This is a genomic window from Mycobacterium sp. 1245801.1 (genome assembly GCF_001673055.1).
In the GTDB taxonomy this organism is placed as follows: Bacteria; Actinomycetota; Actinomycetes; order Mycobacteriales; family Mycobacteriaceae; genus Mycobacterium; species Mycobacterium europaeum_A.
The window spans coordinates 1-26,288 of record NZ_LZKY01000214.1 but is presented as its reverse complement, the minus strand read 5'-3'; the positions used below and the strand labels follow the sequence as shown (position 1 = coordinate 26,288).

Below are 26,288 nucleotides of genomic sequence, written 5' to 3'. Positions count from 1 at the left end.
TGCAGCCCGGTGTCGACGTGCAGCCTCCCGTCGACACCGGGGAGGCCTACGGGCTGAGCCCGGCCAGCCTCACCGTCCCGACCGGCTTGCCCTGCTGCAGGATCGCGGCGGCGGCCGACCAGCGCGCCAAGAGGGTCTGCAGGTCGGTCCGGCCCGCGCCCTCGGCCAGCGAGAACGACATGAACATGGCGTAACGCTGTGGGGGCGTGTCGATTCCACCCTGGTGCGGCTGACCGTAGAAGGGGTAGCTGCGGCGCAGATCGACGGTGTCGTCGTCGTCACCACGCTGTCCCGCCGCCATGGCGTGGCCGGCGAAGCCGCCACCCATGGCACCGATGGCGGCACCGCCGAGCCCGGCCAGCATGGCGCCGCCGAGCGCGCGCCGGCGCGATACCGTGGCGGAGTCCGCCGGTGCCCCAGCGTCGTTCGTGGCGCCGTCGGAGGGTGGGGAGATGTCGTCGGTCACGATCAACCGGCCGTAACGACTTTTTGGGCGACGGTCGACAGGCTCTGGTGCAGCGGCTGGATCACCGCGGTCAGCTTCGGCGCGTCGCTGGCCTTCAGCGCCGCGGTGTAGGTCTTGTAGCCGCCGAGCGCGGTCGAGTCGCGATACCCGTCCAAGGTGGTCAGCACGCTGTGGAACTGCTGATCGATCTGGCGGACCAGGTTGGCATCGATCTTTTCCAGGCCCGGCCGTAGTGAGGCGTAGGCCTGCTGCGCGCCTTCGACGTTGCCCGAAAAGTCCACCAGGTCAATGTGACTGAAAGCTTCTTCCTCGCCGGTGATCTTGGTGTTCTGGATCTCTTCGATCAGGTCGCTGGCGCCGTTGGCCAGGTCCTCGGGCTTGTACTGCAGGGTCGCGACGATGCCGTTCAATTTACCGACATTGCCCACCATTTCGGTGCTGAGCGCCTTGGTCCCGGGGGTGATCGCGCCGCCCTGCCACAGATCGCGCTCGATGGCGTGGAAGCCCTTCCAGCCAACCTTGGCATCGACCGGTGTCGACTCACGCATGTCGATCAGGTAGTCCAGGCTGCCGGCATTGTCGCCGACGGCGAACCCCGGCAGGACGAAGCCCTCCACGGTGGACTCCGAACGCTCCCAGAACAAGCGGGCTTTGGCGTAGGCCGCCTTCGCGGCCTCGACGTTGCCCGACTGCACGGCGGCATCGAGTGCCTTCACGCCGTCGTTGAGCTGTCCGATCTGGTTGACGATGTAGGTGGCGTAGTCCTTGGTGCCCTGGCCGAGGATGCTCGCCACGGTGCCCGTGGGTGTCGCGGGCGCATTACCGGTGACCGTCAGGGTCTGGTATTCGGTGCTGGCGCCCGGACAGTAGAGCTGGTAGGCGCCCCCGTCCAGCGAAACCGTGAACGACACCGGGTCCAGGCCCGGGGCGAGGTTCTCCTTCTCGCCGACAATCCGCTGGTCCCTGAGCAATTCGACCTCGTTGATGCCGGGCGCATTGGTGTTGGCGACCGTGAAGGTCACCGGCCCGGCGGGCACGCTGGTGGTGTCCAGGGCGCAGCCGTCCTTGCCGCCGTCGTTGGCCATGGTGACCTTCACCGCGTTGGTACCGCCCGGTTTCGGCGGCTGGGCGTGGGTCGCGGTGTCACCCGAGTGGCTGCATGCGGTCGCGGACAACGCCGTCGTCGTGGCGAGAACCATTGCAGTCAACAGGAATTCACGAGACCGGCACGCTGCCAGGGCGATGCGACTCACCTTCAATGGATTTCCTCTCATCGGTCTGCCTGCGGTCCGCGCGCACCGAGGCTATCGCTGACAGCGCGCAAGCTAAGGCAAAACCCGCTATTACCAACGGCAACCAGACATTCCACAGCTGCCGCTCCCCGCGATTGTGGTCGCTCGCGACGATCTCGGCCGCCGTCGAGTGGTCATCGGCAGCGGAGGTGGACCAGTCCGTCGTCAGCCCGCCGAGACTAACGGTCTTGGCCCCGGTCAGCCCACCGCCGGTCAAGATCGCGGTGCGGTTGCTCGTCGCGTGCGCGCTCACCACGCAATCACCCCGCGCGAGCACGGTGTACTCGGTGGTCGTCGACCATTGACCCTGAAACGGCCCCGGAGTGCGGCCGGCCGCGAGACCGACCGGCAGCCGGCCCCCCGTCATGCTCAGCAACTGGTTCAGCGAGACCTCCGGCGCACCGTCGGCCCCGGCCGCCTCGGAAGCCTGCCACACCTGCACGGGCAAGCCGTCCACCGTTTGATCGTCGCCCGGGATCAGCACGATGCTGTGGGCGGTCGAGCTGCCCTGGGGGACGACGGTCAGCTCGCGCCCGTGCGGCCCGGTCGCCATCGACACCACGGCGGTGTGGCCCGCGCGGTCGGTGACGGTGCGCGCCCGCAGGCCCGCGGACGGGCCGGCGGCGGGCGTCGTGATCGCCAGCCCCGCCCCGACGAAGATCAGCGCCGCCGACGTCGCCGCCAGCAGCCGGCTGCGGGTTCGCGGCGCGGCGGCGAGCCGGGCGGGCCACAGGAAGATGACAAGCACCGGCACGGCGTAGAGCAGCCAGCCCACCACCTCGACCAGCCGAGGGTCGGCGGGGATGCCGAACACCCCGGTCGTCACGGCGCCCAGCACCGAGTTGGCGGGTATCCAGCCGGACAGATCGAGCACCTGCTGCTGGCCGATGCTCACCCACCCCGCCTCGTGCGCGGTGCGCAGCGCACCCAGCACCAGCCCGGCGGCGATCAGCACCAGGAACACCCCGGTGACCCGGAAGAACCGGCCGAGGTTGATCCGCAGGCCGCCGTAGTACAGGGCCACCCCGAGCCCGACCGAGGTCGCGATGCCGACCGCGCCGCCCAGCACGGCGAACCACCGGTTGCCGTGTGACGTCTCGGCGGCCGCCAGCAAGAACACCGAGGTCTCGAAGCCCTCCTTGAGGACGGCGAGGAACGCCATGGCCGCCAGCGCGAACGCGCCGCCGCGGTTGACCGCCTGACGGGCCTCGCGCTCGAGTTCCCCCTTGAGCTGCGCGGCGTTGCCGTTCATCCAGATGATCATCGACGTCACGAACACCACCGCGATGGCGTTGATGACGGTCTCCATCATCTCCTGCTGTACCTGCGGCAGGCTGGCGGCGAACAGGTCGAGGCCCACCCCGACGCCGACGCTGAGCAGCACGGCCAGGCCGACGCCGACAAACATCGGGCGGACCGTCTGGCCATTCCGCTTGAGGAACGCACCGACGATGCTCACGATGAGCGACGCCTCTAGGCCTTCGCGAAGACCGATGAGAAACGTGCCGATGAATACGCCGAATACGCCCTGCATACGCCCAATTTCTGTCCCGCCGATCGGGACTTTCGGCTTAGCGTAGCCTAACTAAGCGCTGGCTATTCGCCCTGGTCCGCCGCCCGCGGGGTCAGGAAGCCGGCGCGGTCACGAAGTCGATGAGTTCTTCGACCCGACTGATCAACGCCGGTTCCAGATCGTTCCAGTCGCGCACCCGTGAGCGGATGTGGCGCCAAGCCCTGGCGATGTCCGCCTGATCGCGGTGCGGCAGATCCAGGGCCTCGCATACCCCGTGTTTCCATTCGACATTTCGTGGCACCTTCGGCCAGGCCTCCAGGCCCAGCCGCTGCGGCTTGACGGCCTGCCAGATGTCGACGTAGGGATGGCCGACGACCAGCGTGTCGGCACCACCCGGGCCGCGCCGCACGGCATCGGCGATCCGCGCCTCCTTCGAACCCGTGACGAGGTGGTCGATGAGCACCCCGAGCCGGCGCCCGGGGCCCGGGGCGAACTCGGCGACGATGTCCACCAGGTCGTCGACGCCGCCCAGTTGCTCTACGACGACACCTTCGATCCGCAGGTCCTCGCCCCATACCTGGGCGATCAGCTCGGCGTCGTGCCGACCCTCGACGTAGATCCGGCTGGCACGGGCGACCCGGGCGCGAACACCCGACACGGCGACCGAACCGGATGCGGTCCTGTTCACGGCGGTCGGGGCGGGCCGGCGCGGCGCGGTGAGGATGACGGGACGACCCTCCAGCAAATAGCCTGGGCCCAAAGGAAATCCGCGCACGTGACCGCGTCGGTCTTCCAGGTCCACCCGACCATATTCGACGCGCACCACCGCGCCGACATATCCGGTTTGCACGTCCTCGACCACCAGGCCAAGTTCGGCCGGATGTTCCGTCGAGCGGGGCTTGCGTCGTCCTGCGGCCAGTACATCGGTTCCATAGCGATCCACCACGCCGGCAATACTAGAAAGCCTTGCGGCCAAACGTCGTTACGGCGCGCCATGGCCGGCGAATCGCCACCGGGACCACTCCCCGTGCGCCGCATCGCCGGCCGTAAAAAATGCGTTTAACTGTGTGGCGTTACTCAGCAGATGACGTCACCGGTGGTACGTTGCTAGCTATGGCAAGCACTGCCGCTTACGCAAGCCGCGGCGGTTAGCGAGGTGGACGCATGGACCTGTCGCACTGGGTGACAAGCATTGTGGCTTTCGTGCGCGCCGGCTACCCCTCCGGCATGCCGGTCACCGGGTACGTGCCGCTGGTGGCGTTGACGCGCCGCCGGCTCTGCGACGACGACATCACCGTCATCGCAAGGGATCTCATCGCGCGTCGCCTCTGGCCGATCAGTTCCATCGATATCGGTGTGGAGGTCACCCGGATCACCAACCAGCTGCCCTCCCTCGACGACGTCTCGCGGGTGCAGCGTCGCGTTCATGCGCTCCGCTGCCCGCGCGGATAAGCGGCACGAACGGTCGACGCCGTCACGGTGATTTGTGCACCGGGGCGCCGCAGGCCTTCAAATAGTCGGCGTAGTTCCAGGTTTGCAGAAACTGTTGGCCCGCTTGCAATCCTCGGGCATAGAGCGCTTCACGTTGCGCGGTGGTGATGTTGAAGTCGATCGGGCTGACCTCGTCGGCGGGCACAAAGATGGTGCGCCGCACGGTGCACGGGTCATCGATGTAAGCGTTGTCTTGATTGCTCACCAGGGTCTCTATCGCCGCAAGTCCCAACGACACCGGGCCATGCACGGGATGGGTGGGCGGGATGCCGGGACGCGCCGACAACCGAATCCCGAACGTGGGCCATCGCGGTTGCGCATCGGGCCGGTCGAACAGCTCGACCGGAAAGTCCGACAACAACCCACCGTCCACCCACGTCGCGCCGCCGACCCGAACGGGCTCGAACACATAGGGAATGGCCGACGACGCGTGCACCGCGCGCGCCACCGGGAAGGCGTCGGGGTCGATGCCATAGGAGCCGAGGTCCCAAGGGATTCGAACCAGGCGGCGCCGCGACAGGTCGCTGGCGGTGACGACGAGCGACCAGGCGAACTGGGTGGGCTCTTCGCCCGTGCGCAGATCGCCGAACGTCCGCACGCCCAGATCGCGGAGCAGGCTGGCGAGCAACTGTTCGAGATATGCCCCGCGATAGACACCGTCGGAGGTCAACAACGACAGTCCCCCGCCGATCAGCGGTATCCGCCCGATCCAGTTGCGGTCGAGGAACTTCCGGTAGTCGATGGTGCGCATCACCTCGGCCAGCCGGCTCAACGGCTCGCCGGCCACCTGCAGGGCGGCGACCAGCGAGGCGACGATCGCACCGGCGCTGCTTCCCGCGACGCGCGGGAATCGGTAGCCGGCCTGGGCGAGCGCATCCACCGCGCCGACCAGTCCGATACCCCGGACGCCACCGCCCTCGCACACCAAGTCGGCACGGTTTGTGGTCACCGCAGCCCCCCGTCCGGATCGTTCAGCAAATTCGGCGGCCATCGACGCCGAAGAAGTGCAGGTGCCCGGGTACCGGGTGCAGGCGCACCCGGCTGCCCTTCTGCGGAGGGTTTCGCCCGTCGGCCCGCGCGACGATGGGCGCGTCGATCACCTTGCCCGAACCGGTGATTCGCCCATACAGGTAGGCGTCCGCCCCAAGCTCCTCCACCACGTCCACCTCCATCTCGACGCCGAGACCACCCAGCTCGAAATGTTCGGGACGGACCCCCACGACTACCTCACCCGCGCCGCCGGTGACCTCGCGGGGCAATGCTATCGGCCAATCACCCAGCGACACAGCCGAATCCACGACAGGGAGGGTAAACAGGTTCATCGCCGGGGATCCGATGAAACCCGCCACGAAGACGTTGTCCGGGTTTCGGTAGAGCTCGCGAGGCGGTGCGAACTGCTGCAGCACGCCGTCGCGCAGGACGGCGACGCGGTCGCCCATCGTCATGGCCTCGACCTGGTCGTGGGTGACGTAGACGGTGGTGGTGCCCAGCCGCCGTTGCAGCGCGGCGATCTGGTTACGGGTCTGCACCCTTAGTTTGGCGTCGAGGTTCGACAGCGGCTCGTCCATCAGGAACACGTGCGGCCGGCGCACGATCGCCCGCCCCATCGCCACGCGTTGGCGTTGTCCGCCGGACAGGTCTTTCGGCTTTCGGTCGAGATAGGGTTGCAGGTCAAGCAGTTTCGCCGCGTCCAGCACCCGCTCGCGGATCTGGGCCTTCGGCGTCCTGGCGATCTTCATGGCGAATCCCATGTTCTGGGCCACCGTCATGTGCGGGTAGAGCGCATAGTTCTGAAAGACCATCGCAACGTCGCGATCCTTGGGATCGACGTTGGTGACGTCGCGGTCGCCGATCCGGATGTGGCCGGAGTCGACGGCTTCCAGGCCGGCCACCATCCGCAGCGAGGTGGTCTTGCCGCATCCCGACGGCCCCACCAGAACGACGAACTCGCCGTCGGCGACAGTTAAGTCCAGGTTGTCCAGGGCGGGGCGATCCGCTCCGGGGTAGCGACGGGTTGCCTGCTCGAAAGTCACCGAGGCCATGGTCAACCGCCCATCCCGGTGACGGCGATCCCGCGGACGAACGAGCGTTGCGCGATCGCGTAGATGATGACCAGAGGCAGCATGATGAGCATCGAGGTTGCCATCAAAACCGGCCATCGGGCAACATATTCGCCCTTCATCCGGACCAGGCCCAGTGTCAGGGTGGCCAGGCTGTTGCGCTGGATCATCAGCAGCGGCCACAAGAAATCATTCCAGACATTGACCCAGGTGAGCACCGCGAGCACCATCACGGCCGGCCTCGCGTGGGGCAGCAGGATTCGCCAATACACCTGCCACGGTGAACAACCGTCGAGTATCGCGGCCTCCTCGAGATCGGTGGGCAGGGTGCGGAAGAACTGCCGCATCAGGTACGTACCGAATGCGCTGCCGAAGAACCCCGGCACGATCATCGCCCATGGGGTGTCGACCCAGCCCAGGGTTCGCATCACCAGGAATTGCGGGATCACCGTGACCGTCAGGGGCACCATCAAGGTGCCGAGATACACGACGAACAGCGCGTCGCGGCCACGGAAATCCAGTCGCGCGAAGGCATATCCGGCCAGCGAGCAGAAGAAAACATGGCCGGCGGTGACGCAGCCCGCGTACAGCACGGTGTTGAAAAACATTCGCCCGAACGGCATCAGCGCGAACACCTCGGTGTAGTTCGACCACCGCGGGTGTGCGGGCAACAGCGTGGGTTCGCTGACCTCGCCTTCGGTTTTCAGCGAACCCGACACCGCCCACGCGATCGGAAACAGGGCGCACCAGGCGACGGCGAGCAGCGCGCCATAGACGACGGCGCCGCGCAAGACGGTGCGCTTGAGGACACCCTCACTTAAGCCCACGCGAATTCTCCAAAGATCGTCGATGGCTGACTCGCAACTGCACGACGGTCAGCACCAGCAAGACCGCGAACATCACCCACGCCAGCGCGGAGGCATATCCGAATTCGAGGAACGAGAACGCGTGCTGGAACAGCATGATGCCCAGGACGTAGGTCGCCGATTCCGGCCCGCCAGTGGGGCCGGTGAGCACGTAGACCATGTCGAACGCCTGGAATGCGTGGATGACCGAGATGATGACGACAAACGATATCGACCCCCGGATCAACGGCACGGTGATGGAGACGAATTGCCTTATCTCACTGGCACCGTCGATCTTGGCGGCCTCATAGACCGTACCCGGAACGCCTTGCATCGCGGCCAGCAGCACGACGGCGGCGAAGGGCACGCTGCGCCAGACGCTGACGATGCACAGTGAGGCCATCGCCCAGCGCGGCTCGACCAACCATGGGACCGGCCCGAGTCCGATCCAGCCGAGCATGATGTTGAGCAAGCCGTTGTCGGTGTTGAACACGAACTGCCACACCACCGCCATCACGACCGATGAGATCGCCAACGGCAGAAAGACGATCGTCCGGAAGACGCCGATGCCCCTGACCTTCCGGTTCAGCACCCCGGCGACGGCCAGGCTGATCAGGACCGTCGGCACGACCGTTCCGACGGTGAAGATCACGGTGTTGCGGATCGCGATCAAGAAGAGCGGATCCGCGGTGAATAAGTCGCCGAAGTTCTTCAGACCCACGAATTGTGGCGGGGTGAACACGTCCCATCGCTGGAAGCTCATGTAGAGCGAGAAACCCAGCGGGAACAGCATGAACACCGCGACCGCCACCATGTTGGGTGCGACGAACAACCGGCCCGCCCATGCGTGTCGGCGCCACGGGCTCGGGTTCTGCGGTGGCTTCGGCCTCGCCTTGCCCGCCGGGGCGGCCGCGCCGGTCGCGTCCATCGCGGTCATGGGCTGCGCAACACCTCGTCGACGGAGCGGGACAATCCGCTCAATGACGTCGCCGGCTGGCGGCCTCGCAGCACGGGACCAAAGTTGCGGTCCATCAAGGCATTGACCTTCTCCCAAGCCGGCGTGATGGGCAGCCCCTCCGAAAAAGCCGGGCCTTCGGTGAGCACACTCAGATTGCCCAACCGTCGATGGGCCTTGGCGAATCCCTGCGATCGCAGCGCTGAGCGCAGCACGGGAACAAACAGACAGGATTCACCGATCAGCGCCTGGCCAACGGGCCCCGTCGCGAACTTCACGAACTCCCATGCCTGCTCCTTGCGCGGGCTGCTGGCCGAGATGGCCAATCCGGTGGCGCCGATATCTGAACATGCGGCATGCCCCTTTCCCAGCGCCGGGCCGACCGGCAACGGGGCGACGTCGAAATCCAGGCCCTCGGCGCGGATGTAGGTCTGGTAGCGCCAGTGGCCACCGAGCGCGATCGCCGCCCGGCCCACGGCGAACAAGTTGGGCGTCGACATCGACTGCGTCTCCGATGCGTTGGGCGCCACCCGGTATTTGTTGGCCAGATCGGCGTAGAACTGCACAGCTTCGTGAAACGCCGCATTGTCGAAGTTGAAGTGGGTCGGATTCGACCGCGGGTCTGACCACGCCACACCGTTGTTCATCGCGAACAGCCCGGCCGAGTGGTAGGCACCCCAGGTGTTGACGAAGCCGTACTGCGCGGCCCGGCCGGATGCATCGCGCTTGGTCAGGGCGCGCGTGGTGTCCAGGAATTCGGTGAAATCCCAGGGCTGTTCCCACGTCTTGGGGGGCTCCGGCACGCCGGCTTCGGCGAAGAGCCGTTTGTTGTAGAACAGGTAGTTGCCCGACCACTGTTCGGGAAGTGCGTACTGTTTTCCGTTGAATGTGAAGGTTTCGTACAACTCCGGGATGCTGTCCGCCTTGAGCTGGTCGGCAAAGGGTTTGTCGCGCGCCAGCAGCGTGTTCATGTCCAGTAGCACACCGCGGTCGGCGAGTTCGGCGTAAGACAGTTCCCAGGTCATCAGCACATCGGGGCATTTGCCGCCGACACAGAATGTCGAAAGCTGTTGCATGACACCGGGTCCGGACAGCACGGGCCGCACCTTGATATCGGGGTGGCGGCGCGCGAACTCGTCGACGATGCGCATCCTGGCGTCACGCTCGTCCGGGTTGGCCGCGAAGAAGAAGGTGAGCGCGTCGTCCTCCGGAGCACACCCCGCCGACCACGGCGCCAGCGCCGCCGCGGAAAGCGCGCCGGCGCCCCGGAGCAGCTCACGCCGTCCGAACGGCTTATCGAGCATGGCCCTCCCGGTCTTGCCCCGCGGCCGCCTTTGCGGCCGACTGTGTCTGACGTCCTTGGTACCCGATGTGGTTGTGAGGTTCCTGGACCGGCCACCGGGGCAGCGTCAGCGTCGCCCGGCGGATTCGCTCGGCATCGCCGGTGATGTCGATCGTATGGATGCGACCGTCGGCGCCGATGCCGATCACCAGCAGGACCTGAGCGCGACCGCGAGCGGCTAACACGATGCCCGGCGCCCCGTCGATGAGCATGACAGCACCGGCGCGCGCCCGCGCAGCGAACCGCCGAGTCTCCCCGGCGACCTCGTCGGCACCGCGGACCGTAGTGGGCACGTCGGCCGGGACCAGGGCCGGATCGACCGTGCGCACCACGTATGGAGCCAGCAGCTCGAGCAGGCCGGCGATGTCACCACCGCGCGAGGCCGCCAGAAACGCCTCGACCACCTTCAGGTGGTCGCCCGTGCGGCGGGGGCGATCGGCCGGATCGGCGTGCAGTCGCCCGCGGGCCCTGCTGGCCAGCTTCTTCGTGGCGTCCGGCGACCGATTCATCACCGCGGCGATCTGCTCGAAAGGCATGGCGAAGACGTCGTGCAGCACGAACGCCACCCGCTGCGCCGGGGAAAGCCGGTCGAGCACGACGAGCAGCGCGCCGCTCACCGACTCCGCGAGCAGCGCGTCCTCGTCGGCCGGCGCCGACGCCGCCCGCACCAGCCGGTCCAATTCGTCGGTTTCGGCCAGCGGTTGCTCGGCGCGGCGCTTGCGCAGCCGAAGTTGGTCGAACGCCTCGCGCGCGGTGATCGTCGTGAACCAGCCGGTGAGGTTGTCGACACCGCCGAAGTCCGCGCGGCTGGCCTTGAGCCACGCCGACTGGACCGCGTCGTCGGCGTCGGGCACCGAACCCAGCAGCTGGAACGCGACCGACCTCAGGTGACGCCGATCGGCGTCGAAACGCCGCGCCAGATCCGCCAAATCCTTTGTTGCGCCCATGGGTCACCTTTTCCGCGCGAAAGCCGTCAAGAAGTTGACCGCGTCCGACGGACTTCCACTGGCGAAGGAGACAAGCACCATGACCCTACCGATTGTGCGCCACGGTGCGCACTGCCCGCATTCGACCCGCCGCTGCGGAAATCGCTGCGCGACAAGGGATTGATCGGAGATGAACACCGCACTTGTCGCCGTCACGCTGACCACCGCCGTCATCACCGCGGCGATCGCCATCGCCGACTTCGTTCCGGCGCGATTCGTTCTGGCGAATTCTGCCGAGGTCGGGGTGCCGCGGTCATGGTTGCCGGCGCTTGGCGCGCTGAAGCTGGCCGGGGCCGCCGGGATCGTCCTCGGACTGCTGGGCCTGCGCGAATTGGGTATCGCGGCCGCCGCGGGCCTGGTGCTGTTTTTCGTCGGCGCCGTGGCGACGCATCTGAGGGCCCACGTTTTGTACAACATCGCGTTTCCCGGTGCGTACCTGTGCCTGGCCGGTGCATCGCTGGTGCTGATGGTGCTCCGCTGAGACACAGGCCTGACGAGGTCAGGCGGGAAAGTAGCGGATCCGGCTGATCGCGGCGCCACGCCAAGCCACATCGGCGAACACAATGGCGCGCCCGTGACCCGAGTTGAGTGACACCGCGACGGTGCGGCCCGCGCTGCTCGTCCTAGTTGTGCCGGCAGCGTCCAGCTGCTCGGCCAGCTCGGCCAGGTCGAGCGGGTCGTGATCACCCAAAGTTATTGCGGCATCTGACGACAGCATCCGCGCGGCGGCGGACGTGTCGTGGCGCCCCGCGGCCTCCAGGAACGTCGTCACCAGCCGCTGGTGGCGTGCCCCGACTCGGCGGAATCCGGTCATGAAGCCGGCGGCCCCGCCCCAGCCTTGGTTGCGCACCAGCGCCGTGGACAGGTTCAGTGCGGGCCGCAGGGCGCCGGGGCCGGTGCGCAGGAACTGCAGCATCATGGCGGGCAGCTCCCAATAGGCCCGCAGATGGCCAATCTTCCACTCGCCGTTGGCTTCTCGGAGGTCATAACGCAGAAACGCCGGAATGAACATCGTCACGGCCGAGCCCATCGTCACCTCGAGCTCGAGGTCACGCAGCACCGTCGTGCCGACCACGAGGTCGAGGTCGCGATGGAACTTGATGTCACGGGGGCCGATGAAGGTGTCATAGAAGCGCCCGATTTGCTCGTGCCCCACGTGCGGTCGGGAGCCGACCGGATCCTCGACGCGGCCGTCACCGGTGAACAGCCCCACCCACCCGGTGCGGTCGTGCGCGGCGGCCGCCTGCGGCGAGCGCTCCACGGCGGCGAGCAGCTGCTGTCGATCCAGTGGCACCACCATTACGGTTCCCCAACCAACTCGATGCCGGCGGACCGCATTTCGGCCAGCGCTTCGGCCGCCGAATCGACGGCCGCGGTCAGGTCGACCAGCACCCTGGTGGTCAGGCCCGCCGCCGCGGCGTCCTCGGCGGTCCGCCGGACGCAGAAGTCGGTGGCGATGCCGACCACGTCGACCTCGTCGACCCGCCGCCGGCGCAGCCACTGCAGTAGCGGGGTGCCGTCGTCGTCGACGCCCTCGAAACCGCTGTACGCCGCGGCGTACGCGCCCTTGCGGAAGACGGCGTCGACGCGCCGGATGTCCAGCTCCGAGCGAAGATTCGCGCCGGCGCTTCCGGCGACGCAGTGCACCGGCCAGGACGATGAAAAATCCGGGTGGTCGGAAAAATGGTCACCCGGGTCGATGTGGAAATCCTGCGTCGCGACGACGTACCGGTAGCCCGGCTCACCGGACAGATAGGCGTTGATCGCGGACGCCACGGCGGCGCCGTCGGCGGTGGGCACCGAGCCGCCCTCGCAGAAGTCGTTTTGCACGTCGACGACGATCAACGCTCGCACGCGCTCCACCCTATCGGTGTGCGACGCTACGCGGCTCTAGCTGGGGTTATCGGGGTGGCGGTTTGCTCGACAAGCAGCCGGGTAATACACGGGCCATGGTGCTCAGGAGAATCGCGCGACCCCTGTTATCAGTGGCATTCATCGGGCAAGGAGTCAATTCACTGCTGAACCCCAAATCCGCGGCGGAGGCCGCGGCGCCGACGGTGGACGGGCTGCAGGCATTGCCGGAATCGGTGAGTAGCAGCATCCCCAGCGACCCCGAGACGGTCGCGCAGATCACCGCGGCCGTTCAGATCGGCGGCGGCCTGCTGCTCGCCACCGGCAAACTCCCCCGGATCGCATCGGCCGCTCTCGCGGTGACGGTGTTACCGGCCAACCTTGGGACACACTCGTTCTGGAACGAAAGCGACCCGGTGGCCAAAGCCCAGAAACGCCAGCAATTCCTCACCGACCTCAGCCTGCTGGGCGGATTGTTGATCGCGTCGGCCGACACCGCCGGCAAGCCCTCCCTCGGGTGGCGTGGCCGTCGGGCGGCGGAACGGCTCTCCGAGCGGGTGTCCTCGGCGTGGCCCGGATCGGACGATTCTGGCTTCGATGCCGATTTCTCCGAGCTGGGTGATCGCATTGCGCACGGCCTGCAGATCGGTGCCGAACGGGGCCGCGAGCTGGCCAGCACGGCAGCCGAGCGCGGCGCGCCCTACGCCGAAGCGGCACTCGAACGCGGCCGCGAATTGGCCAGCACCGCGGCCGAGCGCGGCGCGCCCTACGCCGAAGCCGCGCTCGAACGCGGCCGCGAATTGGCCAGCACCGCGGCCGAGCGCAGTAAACCGCTGGCCAAGAAGGCCCGCAAGCGCGGCGAGGAATGGGCCGACGAGGCCGCCGACCGCGCCGCGTACCTGGCGGAGAAGGCACGCAAGCGCAGCGAGGAACTCGCCGACGAGGCGGCCGATCGGGCCGCGCCGCTGGCCAAGAGGGCACGCAAGCGCAGCGAGAAGCTGGCCAAGAAGGCACGCAAGCGCAGCGAGAAGCTGGCCAGCACGGCGCGGGCGCGCGGCGAGGAGTTCGCCGAAACCGCGCGGCAGCGCGGCGCCGACTTGGCCGACACCGCCCGCGAGCGGGTCGGCGGTCAGGTCGACACCGGCCGCCGCAAGCTGCCCTGGTAACCGGGCGAGCCGCTGTCCGCGTAACGCCGCGAGTCAGTGGGTCCAGCGAGCCCGCAGGATTTCCGGTGCCCAGGTGGGCCAGTCGGGTGCGCCGACGGTCAGGCCGCCGCTGAGTCGCGCGACGATGCGCGGGCCGCACAGGCGGCTGTTGTCGTAGACCGTCGCGAGGTCGGACAAGGCGATCGCCTCGGCGACCGGCACCCACAACCGGCGATGGCGCTGCCGGATCTTGGCTTCCGGAACGTCATGGCCGCCGGCTTGCACCCGGTATCGAACACGTTGGACCGCAAGGTCTTCCGGGATGATCAGGACGTGCAGGACGACGGTGAAGCCCGCGCTGCGGGCCGCCTTGACGAGGTCGAGTTTGGAGGGGTGGGAGAACACGGTCTCGGCGACGAACGACCGGCCCAGCTCGATCAGCTTGGCGCGGGTGTCGGCGGCGATGCGCGCGGCGTCGTAGGAGTGCGATGCCGGATCCTCCGGCCACCGCTGCCGTGCGATTTCGTCGGCATTGACCACGAGACTGCCCGGCAGCAGCGGCGCCAGGGTGAGCGCGATGAAGGTCGACTTACCGGCACCGTTCGGCCCGACCACCAGGTCAAGTCGGTCCATCGGACCGCCGAAACGCTGATGAGTGCCGGATCAGCGGGTGCCTCCGAGCACCACGGCGGCGCCGTCGGGGCGATGCTCGACGATTTCGCCGTCGTCGTTGAGGGCCACGGTGGTGACCCCCTGCCCGGCCAGCGTGGCCCCGTAGTTGGTGCGCGCCAGGCTTTCCTCGATGGCCGCGGAGATCTCGGCGTTGAATACCACGCCCTCCTCGACGGTGAGTTCGCCGGTCGGCAGCTGGCCGGCGAGCGCGGCTTCCACCCGCCGCCGCGAGGCGGTGTGCTGACTGGATACCGCCCGCCCCACCCGTGCCCAGTGGTCGAGTTGCTGCTTGGCCGAGCGACTCTGCCGGGCGCCCTCAGCCGCCGCGCTGTCCATCAGGTCGGACGCGACGCGGGTGACACGATCGACGGCCTCAGCCACGGCTTCCTCCCATGCAGCACTACGTTACGACGTGTAGCACAATGCTACACCGCGCCGTGCGGCCGCGGCTATGGGCGGGCCCGCACGACGGTGTCCACGATCGCGTCGACGTCGGGCCCGACGTCGACGGTCATGCCGACCTCATCGGGACCGAGCGGCTCCAGGGCGTCCAGTTGCGAGCGCAGCAGCGCGGCAGGCATGAAGTGATCGGTCCGCGTTGCCAGCCGGGCTCCGATCAGCTCCGCCGAGCCCGACAAGTGCAGGAACCGCACGCCCGGACAGTGGGCGCGCAACTGGTCGCGGTAGGCCCTTTTCAGCGCCGAACAACTCACGACCGCGCCCTCGCGATGGGCGGCCAACCATTCGCCGACCTGCTCCAGCCAGGGATTGCGGTCGTCGTCGTCGAGCGGTTCACCGGCGGCCATCTTGGCGATGTTGGCGGGCGGGTGCAGGGTGTCGGCGTCGACGAACGGGACCCGCAGGCGCCGCGCGAGCGCCACCCCCACCGTCGATTTGCCCGATCCCGAGACGCCCATCACGACAACGGGGGCCGATCCGCTCACCTAAGTCTGTTCGCCGAGGTTGCGGTTCCATTCCAGCCAACCGACACCGCTGCGCCCGTCGGCCGTGCTGATCGTGGCCCACACGCGGGGGAACTGGCTGACCCGCCCGTCGCGTGCCACGAGCCGGACCGGCGCCTGGCCGCGCACGCGCGCGTTCGCGGTGATCTGCGCCGGCTCCAGCGCCAGCGTCGCCTCAAGCGGTAACCCGTTGTCGGCGAAGGACTCTCGCGAGTCGACGGTCTGCAACTCGGTCACCTTGCCGTCGGCGCCCTGCGCATAGCCGATGCTGAACGCGGGCGCCCCGGGGATCCGGATGTTCACGCCGTGCAAATGGGTGCCGTCGTCCAGGTGCAGCGCGCTCCAGATCCAATCCATGCCCCACCAATCGCGCACACCCCACGAGTGATCCCGTTGGCCCGCAACGGACTTCACACGGTAGCTGGTGTCACCGACGCTGACGCTGCCCGAGACGGTGCACGGGATCTCATAACGCGTCGTCACGGCGTACTTGTACGGGGTGCCGTCGGTGGCCCACACCAGGTTCACGCTCATCTCGACGGGTTCGCCGGGCTCGCCGCGCAGCAACGCCGACGGATCGGAGTAGGACCGGGCCCGCGCCCGCACGTCGACGCGATAGCTTTGCAGGGGCGCGTCGGCGGAATGCCCGAGCGCTAAGTCGTCGGTCCGCACCGACCACGGATCCGACGGCAGCGGCACTTGCGTGTCGACGGCGACGGTCGGCATGTCGGGCCCGCACAGCAACACGTGCACCCACGCGGTCTGTTCGTTGGCCACCCGCCCGAGCCGGAACCAGCCACCCAATCCCTGTGCCGCGTCGGCGAAGTCGGCGTACCAACTCTCACTCCACAGCGGTTCGGCGGTGGGCTCGTGGGCCAGTTCGTCCTCGACGGCCGGCTGCAACGGCTCGGGGGTCGCCGCGACGGGCAGCGTCGACAGCGCGTCCGTGTCCAGGACGTGGTCGCAGTGCCGCCGCAGCATCGTCATGAACATCTGATCGCCGCGGTCGGTGCGCTCGACCAGCATCGAGGAAACGATCGCCATCATCACCCCGAAAAAGCTCTGCCTGCGCACACCGTCGGCGACGTCGACCAGAGTCAGTGGTGCCGCAGGTCCCAGCGCCTCGTGATAGGCGCGCAGCAGCGCGTCGTAGTGCTGCCGGCGATCCTCGGTGGACAACGCGCAACCGAGGAAGTAGGCCAGATCGGTCAGCGCCGGACCCCACGACACGGTTTGCCAATCGACCACCGTCAGCGCGCGCTCGGCGCCCTCGGTACCGAACAGCATGTTGTCCAGGCGATAGTCGCCATGCACCAGGCCCTGGACGCGGCCCCGCTCGGACGCCTCCGCTTCCTGGGCAAGGTAGCCGTCGAACGCGGCGACCAGGCGTTCGCACACCACGCGGTGCTCCGGTGCGATCTGGTCGCCGTAGCGGTCGACGAAACCCGCGTACAGCGGGGTGATCATGGCCTGGTTCAGCGGCGCGTCGCGGTTGAGCCACGGCGCCTCGGCCAGCGAAACGTCGCCGAGCAGCGGGCCGTGCAGGCGTCCCAGCTCGACGGCGCCGAGGCGAACCTGTTCGACTGTGGCTCCGGCGATTTCGTCACCGACGACGGCCGGCCCCGCATCACCCAGCAGCAGATCGAAAACACCCGTGGAGGTGTCGACCGCCGCGTGGTAGCAGGGCGCGATGGGCCCGCCCAGACGCGGCGCGATGTCGCCGTAGAAACGCACCTCCCGCTCGTAAAGCCCCAGCGCCAGCCCGGTTTGGCGGCTCACCGGATCGGTGGCCGCGACCTTGAGCACCACCGACTCGGGCCCGCCCCCGGCCTCGGCATAGCTGAGCCGGACCCGGTAGCACTCGCTCATCTGGCCGGTGCCGATGCGCTCCACCGCGAAGTCGGCGATGGGTCCGGTGCCGATGACCGCGGCCAGCCAGGTGGCGGTGAGGTCACTGGGTCGTTCGATGACTTGCTCGGTCTCGGCGTGCATGAGGGTTAGCGTGCCAGGTCAACGCGCCAGTGAGAAGCCGTCCCAGGCCATTCGGCGATGCGGGTGTGGATCGAACTCGACGCGGGACTTGCGGTCGAAGACCATCACGGCACGATCCTCGGCGGTGTAGAGGGGCCAGTCCTCCCCCGGCACGCCGGTCCGGCTGAAGGCGCGCCAGCGCCGTTGCACTTGATTGCTGACCCGCAACGCGGCCCGCCGGTCCGCCGCCGCGGTCAGCAACGCGCCGAATCTGGTGCGGTACACGTCGAAAACGGCGAGCAACTCGGTGGCGTGGGTGGCCCCGAAGCCCGACCAGCGCAGCGTGCGCGGCGCGTAGTCGTACCGGTAGAGGTAGGTCGGCGCGTGCGCGCCGTGGGCCTCCGCGATCTGCCAGGCCGCCGAGGCGAAGGCGAAGTCACCGCCGAGCTGGATGCAGGCCGCCCGCTCGGGATAATTGGGATATGCGGCGGTAATGCGTTCGCGGATAGCGGGTTCCGCCTCGGCCAGCAACTCTTCGACCATCGTCTCGTTGGTCGGCAACATCGCCAGGAAGCGGGTGAACAACCGGCCCTCTTCGGCATTCGTGCCCACGATCAGCGGTACCCGGTGGGCCTCACCGCGCCGCATCGCCTCGACCGGATCCAATGGCAGGATGTCGTCACCGAAGACCGGGCCAATTGGGAAGGCGCCCAGCCTGTTCTGCATGCCTTCGTCGATCAACCGGTGTTGGGTTTCCACCAGCTGCGCGGCGGACGCCTGCATCAGCGCGTTGGCGGCATCCTGCTTGCGCACCCCCAGCAGGTTGGCGAAGCGGTTCGCGAACTCCGCGGCGACCTCTTTCGACCGCACCAGACCCGACGCCGGGCTCTCCGAGATCGCCCGGGCGAACAGGCCTTCGGCGGCGGGCACCGCCAGCAGCGATGCGGTGATGCACGCGCCCGCGCTCTCGCCGAAGATGGTGACATTGTCGGGATCACCCCCGAATCCCGCGATGTTGTCACGAACCCACTGCAGCGCCAGCACCAGATCGCGCAGATACAGGTTGCTGTCGATGGTGATCTCGGGCGTCGACAACGACGAAAAGTCCACGCACCCCAGCGCGCCCAGGCGGTAGTTCACCGACACGTATACGCATCCCCGGCGGGCCAGGGCCGCGCCGTCGTACAGCGGTGTCGCCGAGCTGCCCAGAAAGTAGCCGCCGCCGTGGATGAACACCATGACGGGCAGCGGCCCCTCGGCGTCACCCTCGGGCGCCACGACGTTGAGGGTGAGGCAGTCCTCGCTCATCGGCTGATAGCGGCCGCCCAGACCCGACATGCCGAGCAGGGTGTAACGGCGCTGCTGGGGCGCGCAATTGCCGAAGCCGTGGCAGTGCCGAACACCAGACCACGGCTGGGCCGGCTGCGGCGCCCGGAAGCGCAGGCTGCCCACCGGTGGGCGGGCATACGGGATCGACCGCCACCGATTGACCCCGTCGCGGGTGAAGCCTTCGACGGTGCCGATGGCCGTGCGTGCGCGGACAGTCCGGTCATGCATAACCCGACGGTAACCGACATGACGGCCGTAACGCGCGCGCAGCGCCTTAATTGCCCGGCGCGGCGGTTAGCCTGACTGAATGCGGAAAGCTGCGATGATCGCCGCGGCACTACTGGTCGCCGGGTGCTCCCACACCACGGGCGGCCAATCAGCGCCGACCCCGAGCACCGCCCAGACATCCACCGGCGCCGGCGCACCGGGAAGCAAAGCGCCCGGACCCACCGGCGCGCCCGGCGCCGGCACCGCGATCTCCGACGTCATCGCCTGGATAGAGGCCGGCCATCCCGCCGATCCCGGCCGCTTTCACACCGCCAGCCGCGACGGGGCCACCACGCCCCTGGGCGACGACATCGCGCTGGCCGCGGTGGCCGGCAAGGTCTCCTGCATGACGGATGCCAAGCACACCGGCGGCGCACTGGCCTGCCTGGTGAATCTGACCAATCCACCGCCGGCTCCCGCGACGGCCTATGGCCAGTGGCAAGGCGGTTGGATCAGCTTCGACGGGGCGAACCTGCAGGTCGGATCCGCCCGTGCCGATCCCGGCCCCTTCCTGAACGGCAACGGGCCGGAACTGGCGAACGGGGATTCGCTGTCGTTCGGTGACTACCGGTGCCGCGCCGAGCAGACCGGCCTGTACTGCGTGAACTATGCGCACCAGTCTGCGGCCAAGTTCAGCCCCGCCGGCATCGTGCCGTACGGCTGCCTGAAATCGGCCCCGCCGCCGGACGGTGTCGGCGCGGCCTTCAGCTGCTGAGGCTGCCGATGATGGTCGCGAAAAGCTCGCTCATTTCGTCACCGGGCCCGCCCGGCACGGTGTAGCCGGCTTCGTCGCGAATCTCGTCCAGGTGGTCGCGGACGTCCTCGATCGACAGCCCGGGTCGGTAGAAACCCCTTGTCCTGCCGATGAAGAACCGCGCGACGTGTCCCGCGCCCACCGTGTAGATTTCACCGGACACCGGGCAATCCCGGTGGGCCAGGAAGGCGGCCACCGGAGCAACCTGTTCGGGGTCCAGTTTCTGAAGGTATTGGCCCACAAGGTCATCCAATACCGCCTGCGATGCCGCATCGTGTTCGACGGCTTGCCGGCCGGTCGCCTCGTCGAGCGAATGCGTCAGCATCCGGGTGTATGCGATGGGAGCGATGGCATTGACCTTGATGCCGTATGCGGCTCCTTCGGCGGCCAGCACACGCGTCAAGCCCAGCAAACCCGCCTTGGCCGCGCCGTAGTTGCTCATCCGTTCGGCGCCAAGGATTCCCGCGGCCGAGCAGGTGTTGAGCACCCGGCCGTAGCGCTGTTCGCGCATCACCTGCCACGCTGGCCTCGTCACGTAGAACGCCCCCTTGAGGTGGACATCCACCAGGGGGTCGAGCCGATCGGCGGTCATGTCCTCGAACGGCGCGTCGCCGACGATGCCCGCATTGTTGATCACGATGTCCAGGCGCCCCCAGACCCGCAGGGCGGTGTCGATGATCGCCTGTGCGCCTTGCGGACTCGTCACGCTGTGGCTGTCCGCGACGGCCTCCCCGCCCTGCTCGCGAATGGCATCCGCGACGGCCTCGGCCGCCTTGTCGTCCGCGCCGTCCCCGGTCACCGAGCCGCCCTTGTCGTTGACCACGACGCGGGCTCCGCGCGCGGCCAGAAGCTGGGCGTACTCCCTGCCCAGCCCGCCGGCGGCACCGGTGATCACGGCCACTTGGCCGTCGAAGCGCAGCTCGCCGGTAGACACCGTCACCAGCGCACCGGAAGTTCTTTCATGCCATAAATATTGGCGTCTTTGAACCTCAGCTGCTCCGGCGGCACCGCCAGTCGCAACCCGGGCAGGCGCCGCGCCAGCGTCGCGAAGGCGACCTGCATCTCGACGCGGGCCAAATTCGCTCCAATGCATTGATGCACGCCATATCCGAAGCCCAAGTGCCCGCGAGCGTTTCGGTCCGGGTCGAAGGATTCGGGGTGGTCGACGAATTCTGCGTCCCAATTGCCGGCGAGCAGGCTCATGAGGACGAACTCCCCGGCGCGAATCGGTTGGCCACCGATCACCAGATCTTCGGTAGCGACGCGGTCGACCTGGCTGTGCACGATGGACAGATAGCGCATCAGTTCTTCGACGACGTTCGCGATGACGGCCGGATCGTCGGTTTGTCCGAGTCGCTCGAACACCTCGGGATGTTCCAGCAGCGCAACGGTTCCCAGTGCGATCATGTTGGCCGTGGTTTCGTGGCCGGCCTGCATCATGATCACGCTGTTCATGGCCGTGGTGGTGTGGTCGAGCTGGCCCGTGGCCACGTATTCGGTGAGCAGTCGGCTGATCAAGTCGTCGCCGGGTTCGCGCGCTTTGCGTTCCACCAGCTCCTCGATGTAGGCATACATCGCCCCGAACGCCTGGCCCTTTTCCTCGTCGGTGGACTTCTGGTCAAGCCCCTTGGTGGTGTTGTGCTGGAAGATGGCCAAGTCTTCGGGCGGCACCCCGAGCAGCAGGGCGATCACCATCGACGGCACGGGCAAGGCGAATTCACGCACCAGATCGGCCGGCGCACCGTTGTCGATCATCTGGCCGAGATAGTGGTCGACCATGTCCTGAATGTGCGGCCGCATTGATTCACAACGCCTGAAGGTGAAGCTGCTTGTCATCATGCGCCGCAACCGATGATGCTCGGGATCGTCGGTCCGGGCGAACATCACGGCGACCTTGTTGTCGGCGTCGGTCGGCAGGATCGAGTCCGGAATGGTCTTCGCGGACAAGCGCGGATCGACCAACGCCGCCCTGATGTCCTGGTAGCGGCTGACCACCCAGACCGGGTTGCCGCCGAACATCGCCCGTCGCAGCCCGGCCTGTTCGCGCCACTGCGCAAACTCGGGCGGGGCCGCGAGCGGGCAGTGCGACGGCCGCGGGACGGGTAACACGGGAAGGCTTGCGTCAGGCCGGGATTCGGCGGTCTCCAAAGGTATTGCCATAACCAGTTTTCCACTAAGTGTCAGTTGGCTGCCAGTTGTACGAGCCTAAAGCGGCGGCTACCGACAGTCAACTGTCAGTTACGCTGTGACGATGACCGCGGTTGAAGACCGGCCGTTGCGGGCCGACGCGGCGCGCAACGTCGAGCGCATCCTGCGCGCGGCGCGCGAGGTCTACGGCGAATTGGGACCCGACGCCCCGGTGGAAGCGGTCGCGCGCCGCGCCGGCGTCGGTGAGCGAACCCTGTACCGCAGATTTCCGGCAAAGGCGGACCTGGTACGCGCCGCCCTGGATCAAAGCATCGCCGAGGACCTCACGCCGGTGATCGACAGCGCCCGCCTCGAGAAGGATCCGCTGCGCGGCCTCACCCAGCTGATCGAAGCGGCGATATCGCTGGGGGCGCGCGAACACAGCCTGCTGACGGCCGCACGCCGCGCCGGATCGCTAACCTCCGACATCTCGGTGTCGCTCAACGCGGCGCTCGGCGAGCTCGCCCGCGCAGGCCAGCGAGCCGGCAGCATCCGCACCGACCTGGTCGCCGACGACCTTCCTCGCCTGATCGCGATGCTCTTCAGCGTGCTGTCCACCATGGATGCCGGCAGCGACGGCTGGCGGCGCTATGTCACCCTCGTCATCGACGCGATATCGGTCAACGAACGACAGCCGCTGCCGCCGGCCGCCGCACTGCGCTATGAGCCGCAGCCGGACAGCTGGCCCCTGTGAACGAGCGGCGGCTCAGCCGGCCGGCAGTCCCGCTTTGACGGCGGCGTCTTGCTTTTGGGCGAGATCGAGCATGACATCGGCTGGCGTGGGATTGCCGACGACACAGTCGGACTCCAGGTCGACCATGGCCCTGCCCTCGACGAACACCGCCTCGGAGACCTCCATCGGGTTGGCCGGGTCGGTTCCCTGACCGATCACCATGAACCCGTTGGTGCCGACGTCGATGGGCTGCTGCTGGCCGTTGACCTTCTTTCCGACGACGTCGCGCATGTTCGCCGCGGTCTGGGTGGCGGTGGCCGCATCGGGGAAGACCGCGATCGTGTCGATGATGGTGCGCTTGCCGTCGGGGTTCTTGAAAACCTGCCCCACGCCGGTGATGCCGCTGGGATTCTGGCTCGGCGGCCCGTCGGCGGTGGCGTTGGGGCCCACGTCGCCGGGCTTGATCAGCAGGTTGCTGTAGTCCACCGGGGCTCCCGGTGCGCCCGGGGCCGCGCCGGCCGAAGGGCTCGACGAAGCGGCCGGGCCGGACGACGAGGCCGAACCCGATGATCCCGTCGAGCTTTTGCCGCCACCGCATCCGGCCACCGTCGCGCCGACCAATAGGGCGGCAGCTGTCAGCCCGAGCACGGACGTCCGCACCGTATTCATGAGGCTCTCCTTGGTGAACTCAGCTATTTGTATCCCTTACCGCGCGCGTGGGCAGCGAGAACACGCAAACTCCGGCCGCCGGACGACTATTCATCTGTCAGCCCAGCCTATGGGCTGGCGACGGGATCGGTAAGGGCACACGCTGTGCAGCGGCGCGGCGTCAGTTGATGGTCACTCCCGCATCGACCTTGAATTCCAGCCCCGTCACATACCTGGACTCATCCGACAAAAGGAACAGCACCGCGTTGCTGACGTCGACGGGCTCGACGGCCGGCGTGGGCATCGCATTGACGAAGATGGGGATCAGGTCGGACCGTCGCTCGCCCAAGAGCGGTCCGAACGACGGTGGAACCATCCCGGTGGGAACACCGGTGGGAAGCACGGTGTTGACGCGCACGTTCTGCGCCGCCAGTTCGTTGGCCAACGCCAGCGTCAGGCCGACGACGCCGTGCTTGGCCGCCGTGTAGGGCGTCTGCAGTGGAAATCCCTTGATAGCGCCCGCGGAACTGACGTTGACCAGGCTGCCGCCGCCCTGGTCGAGCAGGTGGGGTATCGCGGCCGCGCAGGTGTTCCACACCCCGATGAGATTGACGTCGACCACCGTGCGCCACTGGTCGGCGGTGGTCTGGTCCCAGGACGCCACCGTGAGCACGCCGGCATTGGCCACCGCGCCGTCGAGGCCGCCGAGCTCGCCGACGCCGTCGTCGACCGCAGACCGCAGTTGCGCCTCGTTTCGGACGTCGACGATGCGGCTCACGCAGCGGCGACCGAAACCCCTTACCAGTTCGACTGTTTCGGCCAACTCGTCCTTCGTCGCCAAAGGATATTCGATCTCGGGCAGAGATTGGCATATGTCGAGCAGGATGAGGTCGGCGCCCTCCTGCGCTAGCCGCAGGGCGTGGCTGCGTCCCATGCCGCGCGCGGCGCCGGTGATCAGGATGCGTTTGCCGGCAACGCGTCCGGGGGCCGAGGTCGTCAGGTCAGTGCTCGTTCCACATCAGGCCACGCATCGTTGCCGACAGCGGAATATCCTCCACCCCGATCAACCCCTGGGGCGCCCGGCATACCCAATCGATCGCGTTGACGGCCCGGCCGGCCGTCGAGATGCAGCCGGCATCAGTGGAATCGAATAGCGGGTGGGACACGTGGGTGTTGATTTCGACCCGCGGCTCCCCGTCCACGACAACCCGATGAACCCCGGTGTGGCCGTCGGGCGGGAACTCCCAGTCGGGCGCCGCGGCCTGGGTGAGCCTGGTGACGTGCTCGAGCGTGATGACCGGCCGCCCGTCGCGCACCCCCTCGGTGGCGAACCGCACCGCGGCCATCTGCCCCGGTTCGACCGTCATCATCGTGCAGTCGATTCGTTCTCGCGTGTACCAGGGTTCGCAGCGCTGGCGCACGTCATCGAGCTTGATGTCGAGGTTGTCCGCCAGGCTGCGGACCTGACCTCCCCACATCGACACGATCACCCCGGGCAGAAACATCATCGGCGAATCGTCATCGGGCGCCGAGCCGAATCCCATTGCCGAGCCGGTGAATTCGGCGTCGTCGTAGTTCCCGTAGTCGAAGATCTCCTGCACGGTGATCGAGTCGATCCGGGTGGTCAGGCTGGCCGCGGAGTGCACCAGCGTATCGCCGGAGAAGCCCGGATCGATGCCGTTAACGTAAAGCGAGGCGTTGCCGGCCGCGCAGGCACGCTCCAGTGGCTCGCGCAACCAGTCGTCGGCGTGGCGCGGGGTGACCAGCCAGACCATCGACGTACCGACGACGTTGGTGCCGGCCGCCAGGAACTTGGCCATCTGTTCGATGGCTTCCATCGGCCGCGTCTCCCCTTGGGATGTGTAAACGACGCAGTCGGCGCCGAGGGCGACCAGGGCGTCGATGTCGTTTGTGGCGATGACGCCGGTCGGTTCGTCCAGTCCGCACAGCTGCGCCGCATCCTGGCCGACCTTCTGGCTGCTGGCGGCGTGCACGCCGACCAGCTCGAGATCGGGTCTGCCGATGATGGCTCGCAACGAATGCCGACCCACGTTGCCGGTGGAGAATTGAATGACCCTGCGCATGGCTACCCTCGTCCTTCCGGCGGTGGGTGATGACCCATCATGACGCGTTCAATCGCCGCACAGGTCAGTAATCGGGTATCGGCAGTGGCGAATTGTTCGAGTCGATGCCGCCGTCGACGTGGAACGTCGCGTTGGTCGCATAGCAGTCGCGGGTGGACAGGTACACCGCGAGCCGCCCGAGATCCTCGACGTCGCCCAGCCGATGCAGCGGCGTGGCCTCCTGCATCTTTTCCAGTGAGCCGGGCATCAGATCCAGGCTGCCCTTCAGGCCGTCGGTGGCGAAGGACCCCAGGGCGATGGCGTTGACGCGAATCTTCGGGGCGAGTTCCTGTGCCATGGCGCGGGTGAGCGCTTCCAGACCACCCTTGGCAACGCAATAGGCGGTCAGCGCCCGGATGCCGAAACGTGCCGAGCCCGACGAGATGTTGATGATGGAACCGTTTCCGGCGCTGAGCATGTGGGGCGCCACCAGCTGACTCATGATGAAGGCCGACGTCACACACCAGTCGAAGGTGTGCCGGAAGTCTTCGTCGGTGATATCGAGGAATCGCGCGTAGGTCGACCCGCCGACATTGTTGACCAGAATGTCGATGCGACCGAGGCGGATATCGTTGGCACGATTGCGGGTATCGAGGCCGCCGGCGGCAAGGGGCTGGCGCTCGTCGCGGACGCGATGAGTCGTCCGGATTCAGAGCGGGTCGTCAGCACGGCCATGGAGCGCCTCGGTCGCATCGACATTCTGGTCAACAATGTCGGCGGGTCGACCTACGCGCGATTCCTCGATATCACCGACGA

General features: G+C 67.6%; 26 protein-coding genes and 3 pseudogenes. 6 read left to right on the top strand and 23 right to left on the bottom strand.

The window, feature by feature from the left end; translation table 11 throughout:
* Nucleotides 1-67: 67 nt before the first annotated feature.
* The 4 genes and pseudogenes from A5622_RS13520 to A5622_RS13505 all read right to left on the bottom strand — a co-directional run.
* Nucleotides 68-364, bottom strand: a pseudogene (locus tag A5622_RS13520) (deferrochelatase/peroxidase EfeB); the annotation flags it as partial.
* Nucleotides 365-468: 104 nt separating this feature from the next.
* Nucleotides 469-1,665: an iron uptake system protein EfeO gene (gene efeO, locus A5622_RS13515; RefSeq protein WP_197505163.1), complete on the bottom strand. Its 1,197-nt coding sequence runs from the start codon at nucleotides 1,663-1,665 to the stop codon at nucleotides 469-471.
* 16 nt (nucleotides 1,666-1,681) lie between these two features.
* Complete coding sequence (efeU, locus tag A5622_RS13510; RefSeq protein WP_066879014.1) at nucleotides 1,682-3,292, bottom strand: iron uptake transporter permease EfeU; 1,611 nt, start codon at nucleotides 3,290-3,292, stop codon at nucleotides 1,682-1,684.
* Nucleotides 3,293-3,383: 91 nt separating this feature from the next.
* Nucleotides 3,384-4,217 (bottom strand): DUF3097 domain-containing protein, encoded by an 834-nt coding sequence (locus A5622_RS13505; protein ID WP_066879013.1) that lies wholly within the window; start codon nucleotides 4,215-4,217, stop codon nucleotides 3,384-3,386.
* A gap of 218 nt (nucleotides 4,218-4,435) precedes the next feature.
* Here A5622_RS13505 and A5622_RS13500 point away from each other — a divergent pair, with 218 nt between their 5' ends.
* Nucleotides 4,436-4,723 (top strand): DUF3349 domain-containing protein, encoded by a 288-nt coding sequence (locus tag A5622_RS13500; RefSeq protein ID WP_066867039.1) that lies wholly within the window; start codon nucleotides 4,436-4,438, stop codon nucleotides 4,721-4,723.
* A 22-nt stretch (nucleotides 4,724-4,745) separates the two neighbouring features.
* Here A5622_RS13500 and A5622_RS13495 read toward each other — a convergent pair whose 3' ends face one another.
* The 6 genes and pseudogenes from A5622_RS13495 to A5622_RS13470 all read right to left on the bottom strand — a co-directional run bounded on the left by A5622_RS13495 (nucleotide 4,746) and on the right by A5622_RS13470 (nucleotide 10,911).
* Entirely contained in the window at nucleotides 4,746-5,753 is a 1,008-nt protein-coding gene (locus A5622_RS13495) for a patatin-like phospholipase family protein (protein WP_082972630.1), read from the bottom strand.
* A complete protein-coding gene (locus A5622_RS13490) occupies nucleotides 5,734-6,804 on the bottom strand; it encodes an ABC transporter ATP-binding protein (RefSeq protein ID WP_066867035.1) in 1,071 nt (356 codons plus the stop codon). The genes A5622_RS13495 and A5622_RS13490 overlap by 20 nt, the downstream gene beginning before the upstream one ends.
* 2 nt (nucleotides 6,805-6,806) lie before the next feature.
* The gene (locus tag A5622_RS13485) at nucleotides 6,807-7,613 is read right to left on the bottom strand and encodes a carbohydrate ABC transporter permease (RefSeq protein ID WP_369829240.1); all 807 of its coding nucleotides are present in this window, start codon (nucleotides 7,611-7,613) and stop codon (nucleotides 6,807-6,809) included.
* A gap of 22 nt (nucleotides 7,614-7,635) precedes the next feature.
* A pseudogene (locus tag A5622_RS13480) lies at nucleotides 7,636-8,540 on the bottom strand (carbohydrate ABC transporter permease); the annotation flags it as partial.
* A 60-nt stretch (nucleotides 8,541-8,600) separates the two neighbouring features.
* A complete protein-coding gene (locus A5622_RS13475; protein ID WP_066879011.1) occupies nucleotides 8,601-9,926 on the bottom strand; it encodes a sugar ABC transporter substrate-binding protein in 1,326 nt (441 codons plus the stop codon).
* The gene (locus A5622_RS13470) at nucleotides 9,916-10,911 is read right to left on the bottom strand and encodes a sigma-70 family RNA polymerase sigma factor (protein ID WP_066879009.1); all 996 of its coding nucleotides are present in this window, start codon (nucleotides 10,909-10,911) and stop codon (nucleotides 9,916-9,918) included. Before A5622_RS13470 ends, A5622_RS13475 begins: the two co-directional genes overlap by 11 nt.
* 169 nt (nucleotides 10,912-11,080) lie before the next feature.
* Here A5622_RS13470 and A5622_RS13465 point away from each other — a divergent pair, with 169 nt between their 5' ends.
* Nucleotides 11,081-11,431 carry a DoxX family protein gene (locus tag A5622_RS13465; RefSeq protein WP_066879007.1) on the top strand — a complete coding sequence of 117 codons (351 nt, stop codon included), beginning with the start codon at nucleotides 11,081-11,083 and terminating at the stop codon, nucleotides 11,429-11,431.
* An 18-nt stretch (nucleotides 11,432-11,449) separates the two neighbouring features.
* On the opposite strand, the gene A5622_RS13460 is transcribed toward A5622_RS13465, so the two are convergent.
* Nucleotides 11,450-12,250, bottom strand: a complete 801-nt coding sequence (locus A5622_RS13460; RefSeq protein ID WP_066879005.1) for a ketosteroid isomerase family protein — start codon at nucleotides 12,248-12,250, stop codon at nucleotides 11,450-11,452.
* Entirely contained in the window at nucleotides 12,250-12,804 is a 555-nt protein-coding gene (gene pncA / locus A5622_RS13455) for a pyrazinamidase PncA (RefSeq protein WP_082994581.1), read from the bottom strand. The genes A5622_RS13460 and pncA overlap by 1 nt, the downstream gene beginning before the upstream one ends.
* A gap of 95 nt (nucleotides 12,805-12,899) precedes the next feature.
* On the opposite strand from pncA, the gene A5622_RS13450 reads away from it, so the two are divergent.
* Nucleotides 12,900-13,967: a DoxX family protein gene (locus A5622_RS13450; RefSeq protein ID WP_066867023.1), complete on the top strand. Its 1,068-nt coding sequence runs from the start codon at nucleotides 12,900-12,902 to the stop codon at nucleotides 13,965-13,967.
* Nucleotides 13,968-14,000: 33 nt separating this feature from the next.
* Here A5622_RS13450 and A5622_RS13445 read toward each other — a convergent pair whose 3' ends face one another.
* The 5 genes from A5622_RS13445 to A5622_RS13425 all read right to left on the bottom strand — a co-directional run bounded on the left by A5622_RS13445 (nucleotide 14,001) and on the right by A5622_RS13425 (nucleotide 19,108).
* Nucleotides 14,001-14,579, bottom strand: a complete 579-nt coding sequence (locus A5622_RS13445) for an AAA family ATPase (protein WP_066879001.1) — start codon at nucleotides 14,577-14,579, stop codon at nucleotides 14,001-14,003.
* A 30-nt stretch (nucleotides 14,580-14,609) separates the two neighbouring features.
* Nucleotides 14,610-14,999: a hypothetical protein gene (locus tag A5622_RS13440; RefSeq protein ID WP_066867019.1), complete on the bottom strand. Its 390-nt coding sequence runs from the start codon at nucleotides 14,997-14,999 to the stop codon at nucleotides 14,610-14,612.
* A gap of 68 nt (nucleotides 15,000-15,067) precedes the next feature.
* A complete protein-coding gene (locus tag A5622_RS13435) occupies nucleotides 15,068-15,562 on the bottom strand; it encodes a gluconokinase (RefSeq protein ID WP_066878999.1) in 495 nt (164 codons plus the stop codon).
* Complete coding sequence (locus tag A5622_RS13430) at nucleotides 15,563-17,572, bottom strand: phosphotransferase (protein WP_066878997.1); 2,010 nt, start codon at nucleotides 17,570-17,572, stop codon at nucleotides 15,563-15,565. It abuts the gene before it with no gap.
* A gap of 18 nt (nucleotides 17,573-17,590) precedes the next feature.
* A complete protein-coding gene (locus A5622_RS13425) occupies nucleotides 17,591-19,108 on the bottom strand; it encodes a carboxylesterase/lipase family protein (RefSeq protein ID WP_066878995.1) in 1,518 nt (505 codons plus the stop codon).
* Nucleotides 19,109-19,187: 79 nt separating this feature from the next.
* Here A5622_RS13425 and A5622_RS13420 point away from each other — a divergent pair, with 79 nt between their 5' ends.
* Nucleotides 19,188-19,862, top strand: a complete 675-nt coding sequence (locus A5622_RS13420; RefSeq protein ID WP_197508007.1) for a hypothetical protein — start codon at nucleotides 19,188-19,190, stop codon at nucleotides 19,860-19,862.
* Here the strand turns inward: A5622_RS13420 and A5622_RS13415 are convergent.
* Together A5622_RS13415 and A5622_RS13410 are read right to left on the bottom strand one after the other, a co-directional pair.
* A complete protein-coding gene (locus tag A5622_RS13415; protein WP_232002963.1) occupies nucleotides 19,852-20,841 on the bottom strand; it encodes an SDR family NAD(P)-dependent oxidoreductase in 990 nt (329 codons plus the stop codon). The two genes, A5622_RS13420 and A5622_RS13415, sit on opposite strands and share 11 nt — an antisense overlap.
* Entirely contained in the window at nucleotides 20,838-22,061 is a 1,224-nt protein-coding gene (locus A5622_RS13410) for a cytochrome P450 (protein ID WP_066878992.1), read from the bottom strand. The genes A5622_RS13415 and A5622_RS13410 overlap by 4 nt, the downstream gene beginning before the upstream one ends.
* Nucleotides 22,062-22,152: 91 nt before the next feature.
* Here A5622_RS13410 and A5622_RS13405 point away from each other — a divergent pair, with 91 nt between their 5' ends.
* Entirely contained in the window at nucleotides 22,153-22,782 is a 630-nt protein-coding gene (locus A5622_RS13405) for a TetR/AcrR family transcriptional regulator (RefSeq protein WP_066878989.1), read from the top strand.
* Nucleotides 22,783-22,794: 12 nt separating this feature from the next.
* Here the strand turns inward: A5622_RS13405 and A5622_RS13400 are convergent, their stop codons facing one another.
* The 4 genes and pseudogenes from A5622_RS13400 to A5622_RS13385 form a co-directional block, all read right to left on the bottom strand.
* Nucleotides 22,795-23,430, bottom strand: coding sequence for a hypothetical protein (locus A5622_RS13400; protein ID WP_066878987.1), 636 nt, complete (start codon nucleotides 23,428-23,430; stop codon nucleotides 22,795-22,797).
* 160 nt (nucleotides 23,431-23,590) lie between these two features.
* Nucleotides 23,591-24,409, bottom strand: a complete 819-nt coding sequence (locus A5622_RS13395) for a mycofactocin-coupled SDR family oxidoreductase (RefSeq protein ID WP_066878985.1) — start codon at nucleotides 24,407-24,409, stop codon at nucleotides 23,591-23,593.
* A 1-nt stretch (nucleotide 24,410) separates the two neighbouring features.
* A complete protein-coding gene (locus tag A5622_RS13390) occupies nucleotides 24,411-25,493 on the bottom strand; it encodes a dihydrodipicolinate reductase (RefSeq protein ID WP_066878983.1) in 1,083 nt (360 codons plus the stop codon).
* Nucleotides 25,494-25,557: 64 nt separating this feature from the next.
* Nucleotides 25,558-26,097 (bottom strand): annotated as a pseudogene (locus tag A5622_RS13385) (SDR family NAD(P)-dependent oxidoreductase); the annotation flags it as partial.
* Between A5622_RS13385 and A5622_RS13380 the strand changes: the two are divergent.
* Nucleotides 26,008-26,288, top strand: a 281-nt coding sequence (locus A5622_RS13380) for an SDR family NAD(P)-dependent oxidoreductase (RefSeq protein ID WP_156752948.1), incomplete at its 3' end; no start/stop codon positions are given. The pseudogene A5622_RS13385 and the gene A5622_RS13380 overlap by 90 nt on opposite strands.

Bases quoted from the DNA above. Each gene is read 5' to 3' on its own strand.
- efeU (WP_066879014.1), bottom strand. From the start codon at position 3,292: ATGCAGGGCGTATTCGGCGTATTCATCGGCACGTTTCTCATCGGTCTT.
- A5622_RS13495 (WP_082972630.1), bottom strand. From the start codon at position 5,753: ATGGCCGCCGAATTTGCTGAACGATCCGGACGGGGGGCTGCGGTGACC.
- A5622_RS13470 (WP_066879009.1), bottom strand. From the start codon at position 10,911: ATGGGCGCAACAAAGGATTTGGCGGATCTGGCGCGGCGTTTCGACGCC.
- A5622_RS13400 (WP_066878987.1), bottom strand. From the start codon at position 23,430: ATGAATACGGTGCGGACGTCCGTGCTCGGGCTGACAGCTGCCGCCCTA.
- A5622_RS13420 (WP_197508007.1), top strand. From the start codon at position 19,188: ATGCGGAAAGCTGCGATGATCGCCGCGGCACTACTGGTCGCCGGGTGC.
- efeO (WP_197505163.1), bottom strand. From the start codon at position 1,665: ATGGTTCTCGCCACGACGACGGCGTTGTCCGCGACCGCATGCAGCCAC.
- A5622_RS13450 (WP_066867023.1), top strand. From the start codon at position 12,900: ATGGTGCTCAGGAGAATCGCGCGACCCCTGTTATCAGTGGCATTCATC.
- A5622_RS13490 (WP_066867035.1), bottom strand. From the start codon at position 6,804: ATGGCCTCGGTGACTTTCGAGCAGGCAACCCGTCGCTACCCCGGAGCG.
- A5622_RS13430 (WP_066878997.1), bottom strand. From the start codon at position 17,572: ATGCACGCCGAGACCGAGCAAGTCATCGAACGACCCAGTGACCTCACC.
- A5622_RS13465 (WP_066879007.1), top strand. From the start codon at position 11,081: ATGAACACCGCACTTGTCGCCGTCACGCTGACCACCGCCGTCATCACC.
- A5622_RS13405 (WP_066878989.1), top strand. From the start codon at position 22,153: ATGACCGCGGTTGAAGACCGGCCGTTGCGGGCCGACGCGGCGCGCAAC.
- A5622_RS13460 (WP_066879005.1), bottom strand. From the start codon at position 12,250: ATGGTGGTGCCACTGGATCGACAGCAGCTGCTCGCCGCCGTGGAGCGC.
- A5622_RS13390 (WP_066878983.1), bottom strand. From the start codon at position 25,493: ATGCGCAGGGTCATTCAATTCTCCACCGGCAACGTGGGTCGGCATTCG.
- A5622_RS13410 (WP_066878992.1), bottom strand. From the start codon at position 22,061: ATGGCAATACCTTTGGAGACCGCCGAATCCCGGCCTGACGCAAGCCTT.
- A5622_RS13445 (WP_066879001.1), bottom strand. From the start codon at position 14,579: ATGGACCGACTTGACCTGGTGGTCGGGCCGAACGGTGCCGGTAAGTCG.
- A5622_RS13500 (WP_066867039.1), top strand. From the start codon at position 4,436: ATGGACCTGTCGCACTGGGTGACAAGCATTGTGGCTTTCGTGCGCGCC.
- A5622_RS13475 (WP_066879011.1), bottom strand. From the start codon at position 9,926: ATGCTCGATAAGCCGTTCGGACGGCGTGAGCTGCTCCGGGGCGCCGGC.
- A5622_RS13425 (WP_066878995.1), bottom strand. From the start codon at position 19,108: ATGCATGACCGGACTGTCCGCGCACGCACGGCCATCGGCACCGTCGAA.